The 16,458-nt window shown below is 54.1% G+C and carries 22 protein-coding genes and 2 pseudogenes; 13 read left to right on the top strand and 11 right to left on the bottom strand.

The genetic code is table 11. The features are described 5' to 3' along the window. Positions 1 to 427: 427 nt before the first annotated feature. From ACQ86N_RS43100 to ACQ86N_RS43120, 5 genes and pseudogenes are all read left to right on the top strand, one after another. The gene (locus ACQ86N_RS43100) at positions 428 to 1,360 is read left to right on the top strand and encodes an aminoglycoside phosphotransferase family protein (protein ID WP_431212430.1); all 933 of its coding nucleotides are present in this window, start codon (positions 428 to 430) and stop codon (positions 1,358 to 1,360) included. After that, positions 1,357 to 1,875, top strand: coding sequence for a RapZ C-terminal domain-containing protein (locus ACQ86N_RS43105; protein ID WP_431212431.1), 519 nt, complete (start codon positions 1,357 to 1,359; stop codon positions 1,873 to 1,875). The genes ACQ86N_RS43100 and ACQ86N_RS43105 overlap by 4 nt, the downstream gene beginning before the upstream one ends. Before the next feature lie 74 nt (positions 1,876 to 1,949). After that, positions 1,950 to 2,462, top strand: a pseudogene (locus ACQ86N_RS43110) (lysophospholipid acyltransferase family protein); the annotation flags it as partial. A gap of 154 nt (positions 2,463 to 2,616) precedes the next feature. Then, positions 2,617 to 2,796 carry a hypothetical protein gene (locus tag ACQ86N_RS43115; protein WP_431212432.1) on the top strand — a complete coding sequence of 60 codons (180 nt, stop codon included), beginning with the start codon at positions 2,617 to 2,619 and terminating at the stop codon, positions 2,794 to 2,796. 197 nt (positions 2,797 to 2,993) lie between these two features. Next, positions 2,994 to 3,731, top strand: coding sequence for a response regulator (locus ACQ86N_RS43120; protein ID WP_431212433.1), 738 nt, complete (start codon positions 2,994 to 2,996; stop codon positions 3,729 to 3,731). 62 nt (positions 3,732 to 3,793) lie between these two features. Here ACQ86N_RS43120 and ACQ86N_RS43125 read toward each other — a convergent pair whose 3' ends face one another. The 5 genes from ACQ86N_RS43125 to ACQ86N_RS43145 form a co-directional block, all read right to left on the bottom strand. Further along, entirely contained in the window at positions 3,794 to 4,222 is a 429-nt protein-coding gene (locus tag ACQ86N_RS43125) for a rhodanese-like domain-containing protein (protein WP_431212434.1), read from the bottom strand. After that, positions 4,219 to 5,190, bottom strand: coding sequence for an MBL fold metallo-hydrolase (locus ACQ86N_RS43130; RefSeq protein ID WP_431212435.1), 972 nt, complete (start codon positions 5,188 to 5,190; stop codon positions 4,219 to 4,221). Before ACQ86N_RS43130 ends, ACQ86N_RS43125 begins: the two co-directional genes overlap by 4 nt. Positions 5,191 to 5,272: 82 nt before the next feature. Beyond that, positions 5,273 to 5,629: an ArsR/SmtB family transcription factor gene (locus tag ACQ86N_RS43135; RefSeq protein ID WP_331579425.1), complete on the bottom strand. Its 357-nt coding sequence runs from the start codon at positions 5,627 to 5,629 to the stop codon at positions 5,273 to 5,275. Positions 5,630 to 5,737: 108 nt separating this feature from the next. Continuing rightward, positions 5,738 to 6,409 (bottom strand): tRNA (adenosine(37)-N6)-threonylcarbamoyltransferase complex dimerization subunit type 1 TsaB, encoded by a 672-nt coding sequence (gene tsaB / locus ACQ86N_RS43140; RefSeq protein WP_431212436.1) that lies wholly within the window; start codon positions 6,407 to 6,409, stop codon positions 5,738 to 5,740. 26 nt (positions 6,410 to 6,435) lie between these two features. Continuing rightward, positions 6,436 to 7,113 (bottom strand): 3-hydroxyacyl-CoA dehydrogenase family protein, encoded by a 678-nt coding sequence (locus ACQ86N_RS43145; RefSeq protein WP_431212437.1) that lies wholly within the window; start codon positions 7,111 to 7,113, stop codon positions 6,436 to 6,438. Positions 7,114 to 7,127: 14 nt separating this feature from the next. Between ACQ86N_RS43145 and ACQ86N_RS43150 the strand changes: the two genes are divergently transcribed. Further along, entirely contained in the window at positions 7,128 to 7,514 is a 387-nt protein-coding gene (locus ACQ86N_RS43150) for a Rid family detoxifying hydrolase (RefSeq protein WP_431212438.1), read from the top strand. On the opposite strand, the gene ACQ86N_RS43155 is transcribed toward ACQ86N_RS43150, so the two are convergent. The 3 genes and pseudogenes from ACQ86N_RS43155 to kbl form a co-directional block, all read right to left on the bottom strand. Continuing rightward, positions 7,511 to 8,041 carry a DUF3267 domain-containing protein gene (locus ACQ86N_RS43155; RefSeq protein WP_431212439.1) on the bottom strand — a complete coding sequence of 177 codons (531 nt, stop codon included), beginning with the start codon at positions 8,039 to 8,041 and terminating at the stop codon, positions 7,511 to 7,513. The genes ACQ86N_RS43150 and ACQ86N_RS43155 overlap by 4 nt on opposite strands. Positions 8,042 to 8,064: 23 nt before the next feature. Next, complete coding sequence (locus ACQ86N_RS43160; protein WP_431212440.1) at positions 8,065 to 9,030, bottom strand: tetratricopeptide repeat protein; 966 nt, start codon at positions 9,028 to 9,030, stop codon at positions 8,065 to 8,067. A gap of 126 nt (positions 9,031 to 9,156) precedes the next feature. Next, a pseudogene (kbl, locus tag ACQ86N_RS43165) lies at positions 9,157 to 10,346 on the bottom strand (glycine C-acetyltransferase). 165 nt (positions 10,347 to 10,511) lie between these two features. On the opposite strand from kbl, the gene ACQ86N_RS43170 reads away from it, so the two are divergent. The 7 genes from ACQ86N_RS43170 to ACQ86N_RS43200 all read left to right on the top strand — a co-directional run bounded on the left by ACQ86N_RS43170 (position 10,512) and on the right by ACQ86N_RS43200 (position 14,226). After that, positions 10,512 to 10,715 (top strand): hypothetical protein, encoded by a 204-nt coding sequence (locus tag ACQ86N_RS43170; protein ID WP_431212441.1) that lies wholly within the window; start codon positions 10,512 to 10,514, stop codon positions 10,713 to 10,715. 119 nt (positions 10,716 to 10,834) lie between these two features. Beyond that, complete coding sequence (locus ACQ86N_RS43175; protein WP_431212442.1) at positions 10,835 to 11,293, top strand: RNA polymerase sigma factor; 459 nt, start codon at positions 10,835 to 10,837, stop codon at positions 11,291 to 11,293. Position 11,294: 1 nt separating this feature from the next. Further along, positions 11,295 to 12,437, top strand: coding sequence for a hypothetical protein (locus ACQ86N_RS43180; protein ID WP_431212443.1), 1,143 nt, complete (start codon positions 11,295 to 11,297; stop codon positions 12,435 to 12,437). Further along, the gene (locus tag ACQ86N_RS43185; RefSeq protein ID WP_431212444.1) at positions 12,428 to 12,670 is read left to right on the top strand and encodes a hypothetical protein; all 243 of its coding nucleotides are present in this window, start codon (positions 12,428 to 12,430) and stop codon (positions 12,668 to 12,670) included. The genes ACQ86N_RS43180 and ACQ86N_RS43185 overlap by 10 nt, the downstream gene beginning before the upstream one ends. 25 nt (positions 12,671 to 12,695) lie before the next feature. Further along, the gene (locus ACQ86N_RS43190) at positions 12,696 to 13,547 is read left to right on the top strand and encodes an outer membrane beta-barrel protein (RefSeq protein ID WP_431212445.1); all 852 of its coding nucleotides are present in this window, start codon (positions 12,696 to 12,698) and stop codon (positions 13,545 to 13,547) included. A 128-nt stretch (positions 13,548 to 13,675) separates the two neighbouring features. Continuing rightward, on the top strand, positions 13,676 to 13,981 hold the full coding sequence (locus tag ACQ86N_RS43195; protein WP_431212446.1) for a hypothetical protein: 306 nt from the start codon (positions 13,676 to 13,678) through the stop codon (positions 13,979 to 13,981). Next, complete coding sequence (locus tag ACQ86N_RS43200) at positions 13,942 to 14,226, top strand: L,D-transpeptidase family protein (RefSeq protein ID WP_431217833.1); 285 nt, start codon at positions 13,942 to 13,944, stop codon at positions 14,224 to 14,226. The genes ACQ86N_RS43195 and ACQ86N_RS43200 overlap by 40 nt, the downstream gene beginning before the upstream one ends. A gap of 123 nt (positions 14,227 to 14,349) precedes the next feature. Here the strand turns inward: ACQ86N_RS43200 and ACQ86N_RS43205 are convergent, their stop codons facing one another. From ACQ86N_RS43205 to ACQ86N_RS43215, 3 genes are all read right to left on the bottom strand, one after another. Beyond that, complete coding sequence (locus ACQ86N_RS43205) at positions 14,350 to 15,018, bottom strand: AMP-binding enzyme (RefSeq protein WP_431212447.1); 669 nt, start codon at positions 15,016 to 15,018, stop codon at positions 14,350 to 14,352. Positions 15,019 to 15,154: 136 nt separating this feature from the next. Continuing rightward, positions 15,155 to 16,078 carry an AMP-binding protein gene (locus ACQ86N_RS43210; protein WP_431217834.1) on the bottom strand — a complete coding sequence of 308 codons (924 nt, stop codon included), beginning with the start codon at positions 16,076 to 16,078 and terminating at the stop codon, positions 15,155 to 15,157. Further along, entirely contained in the window at positions 15,972 to 16,268 is a 297-nt protein-coding gene (locus tag ACQ86N_RS43215) for an acetyl-coenzyme A synthetase N-terminal domain-containing protein (RefSeq protein WP_431212448.1), read from the bottom strand. The genes ACQ86N_RS43210 and ACQ86N_RS43215 overlap by 107 nt, the downstream gene beginning before the upstream one ends. Positions 16,269 to 16,458 lie beyond the last annotated feature (190 nt).

Genomic DNA, 16,458 nt, shown 5'->3' on the forward strand with positions numbered 1-16,458 from the left:
ATCTACAGCCAGCACAGCTATAGTTTTGGCAAGGGGTGGACGACTCAAGCTGACCGGGTAGCTTTGTCTCCCCCAATATCTGGCAGGCCACCCTCCGGAGCCGGTCCATCGTGAGAGCCTCGACGCCGGTCTGCAAAGACCATCCTGAAAGGGAACGCCACGCTGAAGGCCTCGGTCACGGATATCTTCAGGACCCTGCACTGGACGGCCACCAGCGATTTCGCCGGGCGAGTATATACGGACCACCCGGAGGGTACTGAGAGCCGCCAGCTGCAAGCTGTATTTCACCTGGCGCCTCGGCAACAAGCAGGTGAAGGCTGCGCGCAAACACCAGCTGGGAGCAGAGGAGGAGAACAAGCGCGTGGGCGGGTCCGGAGGCTCCGGCGTGACTCCCTAGTTACCCCGTTTTCCAGTATCTTTGCCGGCCATGCAATCCATTCTAGACAGCATCAGGATGCTATTCGCCTCCTACAACGCCGCGGTAGTCATTACGTCGATCGACAAGCTTCCCCAGTCGGGCAGCAACCGTATCTATTTCCGGGTCCATACCGCGGGCGGCTCGTATATCGCTACCTACAATGACAATGTTCGGGAGAACCGCACGCTCTTCTACTATTCCCGCCATTTCCGCCGCGCGGGCAGTCCTGTCCCGGAAGTCCCGGCCGTCAACGAAGAGGAGACCATCTATATTCAGGAAGACTTCGGAGACGTCTCTCTCCTTAATGAGCTGGAAAAGCAGGGGCGCAACGACTCCGTCTACTCCCTTTTTCAAAATAGCCTGGACGAGCTGGCGCGTCTGCAGATCCGCGGAGACCACGAGCTGGACTATAACTGGGCCATCACCAGCAAGGAGTTCGGAAAGCAGGCTATCCTCAGTGACCTGCTCTATTTTAAATACTATTTCCTCGACACCCTGCAGATCCCCTATGACAAGGAAAGGCTGATCGACGATTTTGAAGCGCTGAGCACCTATCTCACCCATGTGGACCATAAATATTTTATGTTCCGGGACTTCCAGAGCCGGAATATCATGATCCGCGACGGGAAGCCGCATTTCATCGACTACCAGGGCGGGATGAAAGGCGCGCTGCAGTACGACGTTGCCTCTCTGCTATGGCAGGCCAAGGCGGAGCTTCCCATCGAATGGAAGGACGGACTGCTGGAATACTATATGGACAGGGTGGAGACCATCCTCGACAAGACGATCGACAGGACCAGATTTATCAGTCAGTACAACGGCTATGTACTGATACGCCTGCTGCAGGTACTGGGCGCGTACGGTTTTCGCGGGCTCTTTGAAAGGAAGGCCCATTTTTTGATCAGCATTCCGCTGGCGCTGCGCAACTTCAGTGGTTCATGAGCAACAAGCAGGTGGGTATCGTGCTCCCGGAATTCGAGCGGCTGCTCGGACTGATGGTGCACGAGGAAGTCATCAACAGATTTGAGCCGGTACAGGCCGACGAGGGAACTCCGCTGGTCGTGCACATCAAAAGTTTTTCCTATCGCAAACAGATACCCGAAGACCATAGCGGCAACGGCGGCGGCTTCGTATTCGACTGCCGCGGCATCCTCAACCCCGGCCGGATCACGGAATTCAAGACGCAGACCGGCCGCGACAAGGAAGTGAAGGACTTTCTCGAGCAGCAGACCCGCATGCCCGAATACCTCAACAGCATTTACAATATCGTCGACATCTCCGTGGAAGACTATATCAAAAGAGGTTTTGACAGTCTGTCGGTCAATTTCGGCTGCACCGGCGGACAGCACCGCAGTGTATATGCCGCCGACGCCCTGGCAAGACATCTTCGAAACAAATTTCATGTAAAGATCGACCTGCATCATGTCGAGCAGGAAGCAAAAAACTGGATCAACTGAAAAACCGGATCAACTGACGGGTATTATGTATTATTTGATCTACCCTTTATTATACCCTCGCCTCGCTGCTGCCGATGTGGCTGCTCTACGGCCTGTCGGATGTGCTTGCGCTGCTGCTGTATGGCGTATTCCGATACCGGCGGGGCGTGGTCATGACCAATCTAACAATCGCGTTTCCCGAAAAGACCGACCGCGAACGTGCGGCGATTGCAAAATCGTTCTATCGCAATTTCACCGACAGCTTCATGGAGACCATGAAGTTGCTTTCCGCCAGCCCGGAATATCTGCGCGAACATTTTGTCCTCGATAACCCCGGGGTCCTGGAACAGTACTATGAGAAGGGGCAGAAGGTACAGCTGCACCTGGGTCATCTGTTCAACTGGGAAATACCCGGCGCCGCGATGCCGCTCTGGACGCGCTTTACTTTTATCGTGATCTATATGCCGCTGGATAATAAAGCGTTTAACCGGCTGTTCCTCCATCTCCGCGGCCGGTTCGGCACTGTCCTGCTGCCCGCGACCAATATGCAACGGGCTGTCCTTCCCTACAGAAAGAAACAATACCTGATCACTCTCGTTGCGGATCAGGCACCGGCGGGGCCGGACCGCTCATACTGGCTGAATTTCTTCGGTCAGCCTACGCCTTTCTTCAAGACGCCCGAGCGGGGAGCGCGTATCGCAAACATCCCGGCGGTATTCGTAAGGGATATACAAGGCTTCGCGGGGCCACTACAGGGCGGAGTTGACGACTATTTCCGACCAGCCCGCCAGCCTGCCGGAAGGAGAGCTGACCCGGCGCTACCGGGATATGCTCGAAGACGCCATTCGCCGGCAGCCTGATTCTTACCTGTGGAGTCACAAACGGTGGAAGAGAGTCTGGAAGGACGAATATGCCTCGCTGTGGATAGAAGAATCCCATTAAAAAGTATACTGATTTATGGCTTTCGGGAAAATTGTAATACATTTACTATAACCCGAAAGACGCCTCCTCCTATCCGTTACTTTTTGGATCTTACTCGCATAAGCCGTTACTCTTCCAAGGCCCCGGAAGGGCCTGTCCTAAGGACAATAGTTAACATTGATCGTCCCTGGTAGTTACATAACCCCAAACCTCATCAGATGATACCTATTAAACCTGGAGTCGTGCTGGTCGACGACCACGTCCTACTTCGCAACGGGCTTGCCGCGCTGATCCGCAGTTTTGGACAATACGATGTACTTTTCGAAGCTGGTGGAGGCAAGGACCTCATCAGACAACTCAAGAACTTTCGCCGCCCCGACGTTATCCTCCTCGACATCAATATGCCGGAAATGGACGGTTATGAGACCGCCTGCTGGCTCAAACGCCACTATCCCGAGATCAGGGTTCTGGCGCTATCCATGTACGATACCGACAGTGCCATTGTACGCATGCTGAAGAACGGCGCCAAGGGTTATATCCTGAAGGACATCGACCCGGGCGAGCTCAGGCTGGCGTTGGAATCCATTATAGAAAAAGGGTACTACTATTCAGACCTCGTCACCGGCAAGCTCATACATACGGTCAGCCATATGGACGAGCCGGAGCACCGCGTGCACCACCTGATGACGCTCAACGAGCGCGAGCTTGAATTTATGAAGCTGGTCTGCACGGAATGGACGTACAAGGAGATCGCCGACCGGATGTATCTCAGTCCCCGGACCATCGACGGCTACCGGGATGCTCTATTCGAAAAGTTGAACGTGAAGACGAGGGTTGGGCTCGCCATGTACGCCGTCCGCAACGGCATCGTCAATCTCGACACCATCGGTACGCTCGCCCGGGAGAGCCAGGCGGAGCCGATGAGGCTACGCAAGCCGAGTCTGGTCAAGCGGTGACGGGGTTGTCGGGCGGGGCCAGAGACCCCGGGGTCGGGCGGCGGTTACCGTTGGGGGTTAGTTCAGTATACTTTTTCTTTTACGGTCTCTATGCCTTTCTGGTCTTTGATCTTTCCCCATCCTCCGGTGACATTCCTCAGGTTGTGAATTCCCTGCCGTTTGAGCATAGACGCTGCGATGACGCTGCGATAGCCGCCGCCGCAGTGGACGTATATATTGTAGTTCTCCTCGAGGTTGGCCATATTGCCGGGATCGGTGAGGTCCTGAAGAGGAATATTGAGGGCGTCTTTTACGTGTCCGTCCGCGAATTCTGTTTCGCGCCTAACGTCGAGTACGACGAGATTTTTATCAAAGGGTATATCCATCGCCAGCTCGTCGGGTTCGACGTCGATGATCATATCGATGGGCTCGCCGGCGGTCAGCCAGGCTTCATAGCTTCCTTCCAGATAGCCTTTCATCTTGTCAAAGCCAACGCGTGCCAGGCGGATCACGCTTTCCTCTCTTCGCCGGGGGCGGTCACCAGGACGATGGGCTTGTCGAAAGGCAGGAGACTGCCGGCCCATTCCGCAAACCGTCCGTTGAGACCGATGCCGATCGACCCGGGAACAAAACCCAAAACAAAAGACTCGGGCTTGCGGGTATCGAGCAGGATGGCACCGTTGTCGATCAGCTCTTTCAGCGATGCAATATTCAATGGTTGCATCCCCGCCTCGAGCACGCCTTCGAGGCTTTCGTATCCTTCTTTATTGATACGGGCATTGATAGAAAAGTAGCTTGGTGGCGCGTCCAGACCGTCGGTCACGGCCTTTACGAACTCTTCGCGGGTCTGTTCTTTCAGTGCGTAGTTGGTTTCCTTCTCCTGGCCGAGCGTGCTGAACGTACTCGGACCGAGATTTTTGCCGCAGCTGCTGCCGGGGCCGTGCGCGGGATAGACGACCAGGTCGTTAGGGAGGGGAAGTATTTTGGAATGTAAGGAATCATAGAGCATGCTCGCCAGTTCTTCCCGGCTGAGGTTACCGCTGCTGAGGTCGGGACGGCCGACGTCCCCTACGAAGAGCGTATCGCCCGTGAACAGGGCCTCGGGCTTCCCGTCTGCTGAGCGCACGAGATAGCAGGAAGACTCTACCGTATGGCCCGGTGTATGCAGGACCTCGATAGTGCTTTCACCCAGCCGGAATTTCTCGCCATCCTCCGCCTTGTGTATTGGAAAATTCGTCTCCGTCTTCGGACCATAAACTATCGGCGCACCGGTTGCCTTCGCCAGATCGAGATGGCCGCTGACGAAATCTGCGTGAAAGTGAGTTTCAAAAATATACTTGATCGACGCGCCCCTCTCCTTTGCCAGAGCGGTATACGCGTCGATGTCGCGGAGGGGGTCGATGATAGCCGCTTCCCCTTCACTTTCAATATAATATGCTGCTTCGCTGAGACAGCCGGTATATAATTGCTTAATGAACATTGCCTTGCATTTTGTGCAAGGTAGTCATTATTCCCGACCGGTCTTCGTCAGCATGCCGACAAATGGATCAATCAATTATCAATTAGTCGATCAGCTCGTCGACACATTTCATGATCTCGCTGAGGCGATCATGGTTGATGATGTAGTAAATAAATTTTCCGTCGCGCTGGGTCTTTACAATTCCAGCTCGCCGCAGGATAGCCAAATGCTGTGAAGCGACGGACTGTTCGAGGCGAAGATGTACGTAGATCTCAGTTACCGTGAGTTTCTTATTCTCATCCAGCAGACGGATGATCTGCTGACGAAGTTTGTGATTCAGTGCTCTCAGGATCAGTGCGCCTTTCTTAAGATTCAAAAAATCAACCTTCACAGGGGCGCCTTCGGAGCCCTCTGCGTTTACTACCATCCAATAGCTATTATTGTTCATCGTTAAGCTCATGAGCGATTACCGTTTTAAGGATTTCAAGAAGATACGTGACAGGTTAGAGCAAATTTATAATCACTATTTGAAAAAAAGTGAGCAAATTTTGCTAATATGATGATATAGTCATTTTCTTGTATGAGTGTAGAATTCTTTGGTATAAACGGGCTCACTGTAAGCCAGACCGGTGAATTCCTTTCGCAAATATCGTAAAAAAGATAAGATACCCAGATACCCGGCATGATCCTTGACCTGAATGAAACTCGCATTGGCTGAGGATATTATGGGTTTACACTTATCGGCACCAGAGCCAAAGAACGACATACGACGAGTTGTCAGGTAGCCGGTGAACGGATTTTGGTCCATTATCATTGCTGTGGAAGGAAGAAGGACGGACAGGTCTTTTTGATATACGGCGGTGAAAACCTCCATGCGGCGGGCGTCCAGCATGGGGCATAAAAGGTCCGCATCCGGACACTGCTCGCTAGCGGCAAATGCCATCATTTTTAGCTTGTCCTCTGTGAGCAGGGGCAGGTTGAGAGCATAGCAAAACCCTTTGGCAGCGGCCATTCCCACTCGCAGGCCCGTATAGGATCCTGGCCCCGAGACGACAGCTATGGCCTGCAGGTCGGATAGCCCGTAGCCTGTTTCTGCGAGCATTTTTTCGATGGCCGGATGCAGCCAGGACGCATGGTCTTTTTGCTCTTTGTTCTCCGCCAGCGCAAGGGTCTTTCCGTCTTTCGCCAGGCAAATTCCCGCCTCTTCCGTCGCCGTGTCAATATTCAGTATCAATGCCATGTTATCACCTTCTTACATTTATAATTTTAATCATATTTTAACGATTTAGCCGCCTCAAGGAGCCGTTCGGAAGGGGTATATCGCTCGTTTTCCCTGCCCAGAACGGTCAGCAGCCCTGCGATCTTATCCAGCCCGATCCGCTGTCCCCATTCGAACGGACCCATCGGATAATTGGTTCCCAACTTCATCGCGGTGTCGATCTCTTCCTTTGTGCTGACCTCTTCTTCCCATGTATACCAGGCCTCGTTGATGATCGTCGCGAGTATGCGTGCGCCGATCATACCTGGCGTGTCCGGCACGATTTGGTATTCGCGCCCCAGTTGCGTGTAGAGCTCTTTTATCTGGTCGGGTTTGTTTGTGACCAGCTCGTGGACGGACCGTTCGGGAAAGCCCGGCCAGCCGTTGATCCGCGTAAATGGATACCCCAGCTGCTCAAGCGTTTCGGTCACTGCGTTTACTATTACCGGTTTTGGCAGCAGGCCGCTCAGTGATAGTATGCGGGCCGTGTCGTTGGTAAAGTCCAGGTCGATGTATAGCTCCGCATCTGGATGGCCTTTTGCCTGGTCTACGGTCTTTACGCCGATCAGTTGATTGTTCGGGGCGGGGTACAACGCCCGGAGGCTTTCTTTGTTGCGGTCGCGGAGATAACAACGATCGTCATGTATCTGGTTGCAATTATTTGCGGCAAAGTTAACTTTAAGCAATATATATTTACCCCATGGAAAAAAGATCATCAATACGCCCAACGCTCCCGCCCCCATCGGACCGTACAGCCAGTGCCGTACAGACCGGCAATCTGTTATTCCTTTCCGGACAGATCGCCATCGACCCGGCCACGGGCAAGATCGAAGCTACCGATATCATCGGAGAGGCCCACCAGGTCATGCAGAACCTTCGCGCGATCCTCACGGCCGCCCATATCACCTTCGATCATGTGGTGAAGACGACCATCCTGCTGAGCGACATGTCGCTGTTCGGCGACGTCAACGAGGTGTATGGAAAATATTTTTCCGGCGACTTCCCGGCGCGAGAGACCTATGCGGTGAAGACGCTGCCGAAGAACGTGAATCTGGAGATCAGTATGGTTGCGTGTATCACCCTTTAGGCGAGCATGTAGATCAGCAGATTGGGTAAGCCGACAGCTACACCCACGCCATACATTAAGTCCAGCCAGAAAAAGCTGCCCAGAGAACCGAGATAGATCAATCCTACGATCGGGTAGGCAATGAACTTGACCAGCGGTGAGGTACCCGGATCTTTAACCGAGTTCCAGATGACATTGGCGTCCCCCTGCTCGGGAAAGCGTGCATCGCAATAGACACCCCAAGATAGATAAGCACATAGTCGAGCGGCGTGGCCGTATGAAAACGAAATATCGGCAATACAGCCGGCATTGAGACCAATGCCCCGATCACTGTATTTACGATGAAAGGCCCGATGCTGATCATGATCCCCCTGGGCCTTATTCTTCACCGCCTCATGCATCACGTAGCCGGCCGGGTTGCCCAGCTGAAAATAGACCACTTCGAAAACGGGCACTTTATATAAACGGCAGAACAGCTGGTGAGCAAACTCATGTACGATCACGCCGGGAAAAGTGAGCAATGTAATGACGAAGCCGGGTATAAACATGTCGGGTGTTTTTGTAGTGAAGACTAGTCTCTGAATTTTTCTTTGTTGGTAACTACATCTATTGCGTAGCGAAAGATCTCCCGATCGGATGAATCCGCAGTCGCAGCGGCAATAGTCGCTTTTTTGATCAGGTCGTCCCTGTCTGTAGCGAGACCATTGAAGTGATACGCCAGGATCAGCGTAGTCTGCGAATAGAGGTCTTTATTTCCGAGCTCATACCCTTCCCTTGCAAGCGAAAGTGCTTCCTTGTCCCGCCGCAGCAGCAGGAGGGTCCTTGCCTTGGATTCCAGGCCATCAGGCAGCTCTTTATTGATCGCCAGAAGCCGCTCATTGTAGTATAGTGCGCTATCCAGCTTGTGCTGCTTTCGTTTGACCGCGCTCAACATCCCGAAGGCTCCCCCATTTTCTCTATCCAGCAGAAGTATTTGGCGCATACAGCTGTCGCAAAGCTCATACCTGCCCGATTCATAAAGAATATTCCCATAGAACGACAATGCAAGAATGTCATGCGGATTCCTTCCCATATAATTCTTCCAGCTGGTATCCGGCAACAGCTGCAGATCCGGGTGAGCCTTTCGGAATTTAGGAAAGGAATCTGTGCTGTCTACAAAAAAGAGGGAAGATTTGCTCATCACGTAGTCGATCTGGCCCACCAGTTCATGATCGTCAAAACCGGAATAACGGACATACTCATACTGTTCACCCATAGCATCATAGTCGCGATTGTAAAACGCATCGATGATCAAATGTCCGCGAGCCTCCACATTACGGGGGATCTTTTCAAGGACGTCTTCCATTTCCCGCTGGGCAGTGACGTACTTTTTTTCCTTCTCCGCCTTTTTTCCCTTCTCAAGCGAGATAGCCGCGGAAATGTTTTTCGGAAACGTATAAAGGGAGAATAGAACGAGAATGACGACAGCGCCCGCAAACGCTCTGACCCAGTGGGGGATAGGAAAGCGGACAAAATGGTCGCGGCAGTCCGCGCACAATGGCGTAGGATGGTCTCCCGGCATTGCAGACTGGCCACAACTGGCGCAGTTCCTGCCAGGGAAAAAGTCTCTTCCATGGTCTGGTTAGGGTCACCGGGTTTTGTCCGGCGGGGTCACAAGATGCCACTAATTCTTCAGAACACCAAGGTCCTTTCCGACCCTGGTGAACGCCGCGATCGCCTTGTCGAGGTGCTGCTGTTCGTGTCCGGCGCTGAGCTGCACACGGATGCGTGCCTGTCCCTTCGCAACGACGGGGAAGAAAAACCCGATCACATAGATCTCTTCGTCCAGCAATTTAGCGGCGAAGTTCTGCGCGACTACCGCATCGTAGAGCATGATGGGGACTATCGGGTGCTCGCCGGGCTTGATATCGAAACCGGCGGCGGTCATCTTTGACCGGAAGTATTTGGTGTTGTATTCCAGTTTGTCCCTCAGCTCGGTGGTCTCGCTCAGCATATCCAGAACCGCGATGGATGCGCCGGTTATCGAAGGCGCGAGACTGTTGGAGAAAAGATAGGGCCGGCTCCGCTGGCGCAGCATTTCGATGATCTCCTTTTTCCGCTGGTAAATCCGCCGCTCGCTCCGCCGAGCGCTTTGCCCAGCGTGCCGGTGATGATATCGATCCGTCCCATCACGCCACGGTACTCGTGCGTCCCTCGCCCCGTCTTTCCCAGAAAACCTGAGGAGTGAGACTCGTCGATCATGACGATGGCGTCATAGCGATCCGCCAGGTCGCAGATCTTGTCCAGCTGTGCGATGGTGCCGTCCATGCTGAACGAACCGTCGGTGACGATGATCCGGCTGCGGGCCCCGGCGGCGGCTTTGAGCTGCTCTTCCAGGTCGGACATGTTGTTGTGTTTATAGCGGAAGCGCTGTGCCTTGCAAAGTCGGACGCCGTCGATGATGGACGCGTGGTTCAGCTCGTCGGAGATGATGGCGTCCTGATCACCGAACAGTGGTTCGAAGACACCACCGTTAGCATCAAACGCAGCGGCATACAGTATGCTGTCTTCCGTGCCGAGGAAGGTGGCTATTTTTTGTTCCAGTTCTTTGTGAATGTCCTGCGTTCCGCAGATGAAGCGGACGCTGCTCATGCCGTAGCCTCTCGAGTCCACCGCCTTGTGCGCCGCTTCGATGACCCTGGGGTGGGAAGAAAGACCGAGGTAGTTGTTCGCGCAGAAATTGAGCACTTTCCGGCCGTTGACTTCGATCTCAGCGCCCTGTGCGCTGGTGATGATTCGTTCGGTTTTGAAAAGGCCGGCGGCTTTTATCTCTTCCAGCTCGGCGGCGATGCGTTTCACAAAGGAGGAATTCATAGATAAAAAATTTGAGTTTTTATGAGGACCGGATTCCTGGTCCGGTTTGGGGGCCCAAAGGTAAGTAGTTGAACCATCACCTGTTAGGTTGATCGGCTAAATTTTTGCCTTTCTGTAACAAATAATTTATAACTTCGCGCTATAATAGGAGAAGCCCTAGCTGTCATGCCACGTAAACTCATCATACGCCTATCAGCCCTGGTACTTGCCGTCTCGGTAAGCCTGATGCTTTTCTCCTATGTCCGTGCGCGGGCATCCCACCAGGACGATCCCAACAACGAATGCGGTAACAAATGCGGCAAGAAGGCCCAGACCGAGTACATCCTTTGGGAGTCTATTACTCATAATTTATTGATGGTCAAGAGGTAAATACCTCTTTTTCGTTTTTTCCACGGAATTGTAACTTTCCCGTCTATCCATCGTATTACCGTGAACCATTGGCCGCGGCAGTATCCTGCTTTATGACAGAAAAAGAATACAATGAATGTGTGCGACAATATGCGGACAACGTATACCGCTTCATCCTGAAGAACCTTCGGCAGGAGGAGGACGCCCGGGACGTGGTGCAGTCGTCGTTCGAGAAGCTTTGGAGCAACCGGCATAGTGTGGATACGGAGAAAAGCAAGTCCTATCTCTTTACGATTGCCTATCACCAGATGATCGACCATTTGAGGAAGAGCAAACGGGTGCAGCTGCGCGACGAGTTTCGGGAGGAAATGCGCATTGCGGACAGGCCGGTCCACCAGTTGAAGAGAACGTTGGAAAATGCGCTGTCGAGGCTGAATGAAACGCAGCGCTCGCTGGTCCTGCTGAAGGACTACGAGGGCTATTCCTATAATGAGATAGGACAGATCACCGGGCTCAACGAGAGTCAGGTAAAAGTTTATTTACACCGGGCGCGGATCCAGTTAAGGAACTATCTGGTCAGCCTGGAAAATATAATCTGACATGATCACGAGAGAAAATTATCAGGAATTCTTTCTGCTCTACGTCGACAACGAGCTTTCGGCTGCCGACGCAAGTGCTTTGGAAGAATGGGTTGCCGCCAACCCCGACCTGATGGAGGAATGGGAATCCCTGCAGTTTTGCCGGGTCGACCCGGACGAGAAGGTGATCTTCCCCGGGAAGGAGGGTTTGCTGCGCGCGGGAGATGATGGGATCGCGGGGATCGGAGAGGATGAGGTCGAGGGGATCGGAGAGGATCGGGTCGAGAGGATCGGAGAGGACCGGGTCGCGGGGATCGGAGAGGATGGCCTGTTGTGGGAGGCTTCGCCGACGAGCGCTGGCGGCTACCCCGGGTATCTGCTTTCCTATATCGACGGAGAGCTCGGCCCTGCCGAAAGAGAGCAGGCGGAAGCCCGGATCGCAGCCAGAGCGTCGGATGCCGCCGAATTGCAGCAGTTGTTGATGACCGTTAGTAAGCCCGACATTTCGGTCATTTTCCCGGATAAGAGTAGTCTCTACAGGAAAGAGAAGGACCGTCGGGTCATCGAACTTCGTCGGAGCGTCGTCCCTCGCCCCTTCCCGTTCGTTCCCTTCGGGCCTTCGGTCCCCTCAGGAATACTACGTGCGGTGGCGGGTGCGGCGGCTGTTATATTGATCGCGGTGCCGCTGCTGATAAAAAAACCAGCGCATCCTGTAACTCCGGGTGGTGCTGTAGCGTTACAAGATAAGAAGGCCGGGGGCAGCAGCGTGAAGCCAATAGTCAGGACCCCGGGGTGGTGCGTGAACCGCAGATACAACGTGGTTCGCAGACGCAGAATGACCCTAAAGTCATCGCGAAGATTCAGGACACACGTTCCATGCGGGAAGCAGGCGTGCGGCAGGAAGCAGGGGCGCGGCGGGAAGCACGGGTGCGGCGGGATCCGGGGCTGCGGCCGGAAACAGGGCTGCGGCGGGAAACAGGAATACGGCGGGATCCGGGAGCGAAACGTGAACCAGGGTCACAACGTGAACCGCAGATGCAGCGTGACCTTCAGGGGAGGCGTGAAGCACCCGTCTCACATGAACCACGGCCTGCGACGGGCGTCGCCGAGACTGCGGCTCCGCCCGATCAGGCAGCAGAAGCGAAATCAACCGGTATGGCGATAGCAGCCCGGCAGGTGGATATCCCCAAAGATCAATCCTCTTTTGCCACCCAGGCCCTGCTTCGGGAAGACGATGAAAAAGCGCTGGCCACCGCCAACCAGCCTGCTCCGCCGGGTAAAAGCAAACTCCGGGGGTTCTTCAGAAAGGTAACCCGCACCTTTGGTTCGACGGCGGAACGCGACGGCGACGGGCGACAGGAAGTGCTCATCAGCGCCTTCCAGGTGGCAGTCAATTGATCTCATAGAAAAAAATACGACAATTATGAATCGCGCACTCTTATCAGTGGCAGGGCTGATCTTTACCCTTTCCTGCCTGGCACAAACGGACACGACAGGACACCGGACGGATACCGCCCGTCCTAACAAGGGGTCATCGGGCGATACCATCCGCGTTGGCAGCCTCATCATCGTCCGTGGCGGCGGCGGCAGCGACGAAATGCCACATCTCAGATTGCACAGGCACTACCACGATTATAGCCCACGCAATGTCAGCACCAACTGGGTGATCATCGACCTCGGGATCGCCAACTATGACGACAAGACCAACTATGCAACGGCCGGTGCTCAGACCTTTGCCCCTGGGTCCAACGCCAACTGGTTCAAGCTGCGCCACGGTACAAAATCCGTCGACGTCAATATATGGCTGTTCATGCAGCGCCTCAATCTGATCAAACACGTCGTCAATCTCAAATACGGACTGGGTATCGAACTCAACAATTACCGCTATATCGAAGACATCCGGTTCAAAACCAATCCGACCCGCGTCGTAATGGACACCATCCACTACAGTAAGAACAAGCTGGCCGCGGACTATCTCACCGTCCCCTTCCTCCTCAACTTCAATTTTACGCCGCACCGGCAGCAGGGCTACGGCTTCAGCGTGGGAGCCAGCGTCGGATGGCTGTATTCTTCGCGGCAGAAGTTCGTAAGTAAGGCCACGGGGAAGGAAAAGACCTTCGACGACTTCGATATGGAGCCCTGGAAGATATCCTATATAGCGGAATTACAGCTCGGTTTCCTGAAGCTCTACGGCTCGTGGGCGACCAAAAGTATGTTCAGCAAGGGATTGGATCAGACGCCCTATACGACGGGGATCAGGATCGGGTTTTGGTAGATGCTCCGCGGAGATTCGGAACGGGTTCTGGTAGTTTGTCCGGGATTCCCTGGTCATATGTTAAAACTTTTCCACATTAAAAATAATCGCCGGAGGCAGTCGTTGAAGTTGTAGTAAACAGACGTACCATGACCTCACGAAAATTGCTCCTCGGCAGCCTGCTCGTATTCACCCTTTTCTCCTTCCGCGACGCACACCATCGTGCCGCCAGCCGAAGATTTTTTCACCGCAAACCGGACGGGGACGTTTACATCCTCGTAGTAAAATCCAACTACGAATTACAGGTCTATGACAAGGACGGGTGGTACGCCACATACCCCGCAGTTTTTGGCAATAAATCGCTCGACGATAAGATGGTGCAGGAGACAGAAAAACACCCGAAGGGACGTATCATATCGTTAGCAAACGTCCCCATGAAAAATGGGACAAAATAATGGACCTCGACTATCCGACCGCATCGGATCAGGCCAAGTTCAATGATCGCAAATCAAAAGGACTAATCCCGAAGAATGCAAAAATTGGTGACGGCATCGCTATCCATGGAACCTGGGCCCACGACGATAACGCAGTAGACGCCTACCAGAACTGGACCAATGGATGTGTGTCCCTGAAATGTGAGGACATGGACGAAGTGTATAAGATCGCGCCGGTGGGTACGAAGGTTGTGATACAGCACTAGGCTGGGATCGGTTCACGCCGGCCTGCGGTTCATGCCGACGGGATCGTCGGGACTGCGGTTCACGCCGACGGGATCGTCGGGACTTGCGGATGGTTCACGCCGGAACCCGGCTCGGCCCGCGGTTTATAACCGCCCGTTCTTTATCTCCTCCACCACTGCCGGATCCAGCAGGGTCGATGTGTCCCCCAGATTCTGCAACTCGCCCTCCGCAATCTTGCGCAGGATGCGCCGCATGATCTTACCGCTGCGGGTCTTTGGCAGCCCTTTTACAAACTGTATTTTGTCCGGCTTGGCGATCGGACCGATGATCCTTGCCACCGTTTGTACGATATCTCTTCGATGCCAGGTCGTTGCCGTGTGACTCTCCGCTAAAAACGACGTATGCATAGATCCCCTGCCCTTTATTTCGTGGGGGTATCCCACCACCGCGCTCTCCACGACACCCGTATGCATGTTGATCGCATTCTCAACCTCCGCCGTACCGATGCGGTGACCGCTGACATTCAGCACGTCGTCGACACGGCCGGTGATCCGGTAGTTGCCCACCTCATCCCGCAGCGCGCCGTCACCCGTGAAGTAAAGATTTTGATAGGTCGCGAAATAGGTTTGGCGACACCGCTCGTGATCGCCCCAGGTCGTCCGGATGATCGAAGGCCAGGGGAATTTGATGCAAAGATTCCCGCTGATGCTGTTGCCGTGTAACTCCTCGCCCTTTTCGTCGACCAGCATCGGCTGGACCCCGGCAGCAGCAGGGTAGCGTAGCGCAGGCTTGCCCGGCGTAATCCCGGCCACTGCTGGAGATCGGAATGCCACCCGTCTCCGTCTGCCACCATGTATCCACGATGGGGCAGCGCTTCTTGCCGATGTTTTCGTCGTACCAGTGCCAGAGCCTCTTCATTGATCGGCTCGCCGACGGTCCCCGGGACCTTCAGCGAACTCCAGAGTCTTTATTCTTTACAAAGTCCAGCCCAAATCCCATCAGGCTGCGGATGGCCGTGGGCGCCGTATAAAGGATATTTACCTTGAACTTGTCCACCACGTCCCAAAAACGTCCTGCGTCGGGCCAGGTCGGAATACCCTCGAACATCAGCGTCGTCGCGCCGGCGGCCAGTGGGCCGTAGACGATATAGCTATGGCCCGTGATCCAGCCGATATCCGCCGTGCAGAAGTAGACATCCCCCGGCTGATACTGAAAGACGTTGACAAAACTATAAGCGGTAAAGACCATATAGCCTCCGCAGGTATGCACCACGCCTTTCGGCTTGCCCGTCGATCCGGAGGTGTACAGGATGAAGAGCACGTCTTCCGCATCCATTATTTCTGCGGGACAGACCGGGTTTCCTGCGTCTCCACCTTGCGGACCTCGTCTTCCCACCAAACGTCCCGACCCTTTATCATGCTCACGGGAACGCGTGTACGGGTAAGTACGATGACCTTTTTTACGGATGGACACTGCACCAGTGCGTCGTCGATGACGCTCTTCAGCGAGGATTTCCTTGTTACCGCGAAAGGCCCTGTCGCAGGTGATGACGAGACTGCACTGTGCGTCCTGTATCCGGTCGGCGATGCTCTGCGCAGAAAATCCGCCAAAGACCACCGAGTGGATGACCCCCAGCCGCGCACAGGCCAGCACGGCAATGGCCAGCTCGGGAACCATCGGCATATAGATGCATACCCGGTCGCCCTTCTTCAGCCCGTTGTTCTTTAGAACATTGGCGACCTGACAGACCTTAAAATGCAGCTCTTTATAGGAAAGTACACGGAAGTCTTCTTCCGGATTGTTGGGTTCCCAGATGATCGCCGGCTCGTCGCCTCTTTCCGCCAGATGACGGTCGAGACAGTTTTCCGTTATGTTGAGTTGCCCCCTGGAACCATTTGATACGGGGCTCGCTGAAATTCCAGTCCAAAACCTTATCCCACCGGCGATGCCACTGAAAATTGCCGGCGACGTCCGCCCAGAATCCCTCCGGATCTTCTATGCTTTTTTTATAGACTGAATCGTACTGTTCCCGGGACCTTATCTGATAAGGATAATTATTCATGGCTAAAACGCTGATTTAATTGGCGCCGCCGGTCTTCAACCAAATACATCCCGGCAGCGCCAATTCGCTGATGCCGGGCCTTCGGCCAAAGAGCCTGCGGCTCTTTTTTGGGCTATAAAAATAGACTTTAATCCCTAATAAAATATTATAACTTTATCCCCGGCGCAACAAAACACAACCACTAACGGTC

The sequence above is a fragment of the Puia sp. P3 genome (assembly GCF_050632245.1).
In the GTDB taxonomy this organism is placed as follows: domain Bacteria; phylum Bacteroidota; class Bacteroidia; order Chitinophagales; family Chitinophagaceae; genus Puia.

Excerpts from the sequence above, each read along its gene's own strand:
- ACQ86N_RS43100 (WP_431212430.1), top strand. The coding sequence starts at position 428 with ATGCAATCCATTCTAGACAGCATCAGGATGCTATTCGCCTCCTACAAC.
- ACQ86N_RS43105 (WP_431212431.1), top strand. The coding sequence starts at position 1,357 with ATGAGCAACAAGCAGGTGGGTATCGTGCTCCCGGAATTCGAGCGGCTG.
- ACQ86N_RS43120 (WP_431212433.1), top strand. The coding sequence starts at position 2,994 with ATGATACCTATTAAACCTGGAGTCGTGCTGGTCGACGACCACGTCCTA.
- ACQ86N_RS43130 (WP_431212435.1), bottom strand. The coding sequence starts at position 5,190 with ATGTTCATTAAGCAATTATATACCGGCTGTCTCAGCGAAGCAGCATAT.
- ACQ86N_RS43135 (WP_331579425.1), bottom strand. The coding sequence starts at position 5,629 with ATGAGCTTAACGATGAACAATAATAGCTATTGGATGGTAGTAAACGCA.
- tsaB (WP_431212436.1), bottom strand. The coding sequence starts at position 6,409 with ATGGCATTGATACTGAATATTGACACGGCGACGGAAGAGGCGGGAATT.
- ACQ86N_RS43150 (WP_431212438.1), top strand. The coding sequence starts at position 7,128 with ATGGAAAAAAGATCATCAATACGCCCAACGCTCCCGCCCCCATCGGAC.
- ACQ86N_RS43155 (WP_431212439.1), bottom strand. The coding sequence starts at position 8,041 with ATGTTTATACCCGGCTTCGTCATTACATTGCTCACTTTTCCCGGCGTG.
- ACQ86N_RS43170 (WP_431212441.1), top strand. The coding sequence starts at position 10,512 with ATGCCACGTAAACTCATCATACGCCTATCAGCCCTGGTACTTGCCGTC.
- ACQ86N_RS43180 (WP_431212443.1), top strand. The coding sequence starts at position 11,295 with ATGATCACGAGAGAAAATTATCAGGAATTCTTTCTGCTCTACGTCGAC.
- ACQ86N_RS43185 (WP_431212444.1), top strand. The coding sequence starts at position 12,428 with ATGGCGATAGCAGCCCGGCAGGTGGATATCCCCAAAGATCAATCCTCT.
- ACQ86N_RS43190 (WP_431212445.1), top strand. The coding sequence starts at position 12,696 with ATGAATCGCGCACTCTTATCAGTGGCAGGGCTGATCTTTACCCTTTCC.
- ACQ86N_RS43195 (WP_431212446.1), top strand. The coding sequence starts at position 13,676 with ATGACCTCACGAAAATTGCTCCTCGGCAGCCTGCTCGTATTCACCCTT.
- ACQ86N_RS43215 (WP_431212448.1), bottom strand. The coding sequence starts at position 16,268 with ATGAATAATTATCCTTATCAGATAAGGTCCCGGGAACAGTACGATTCA.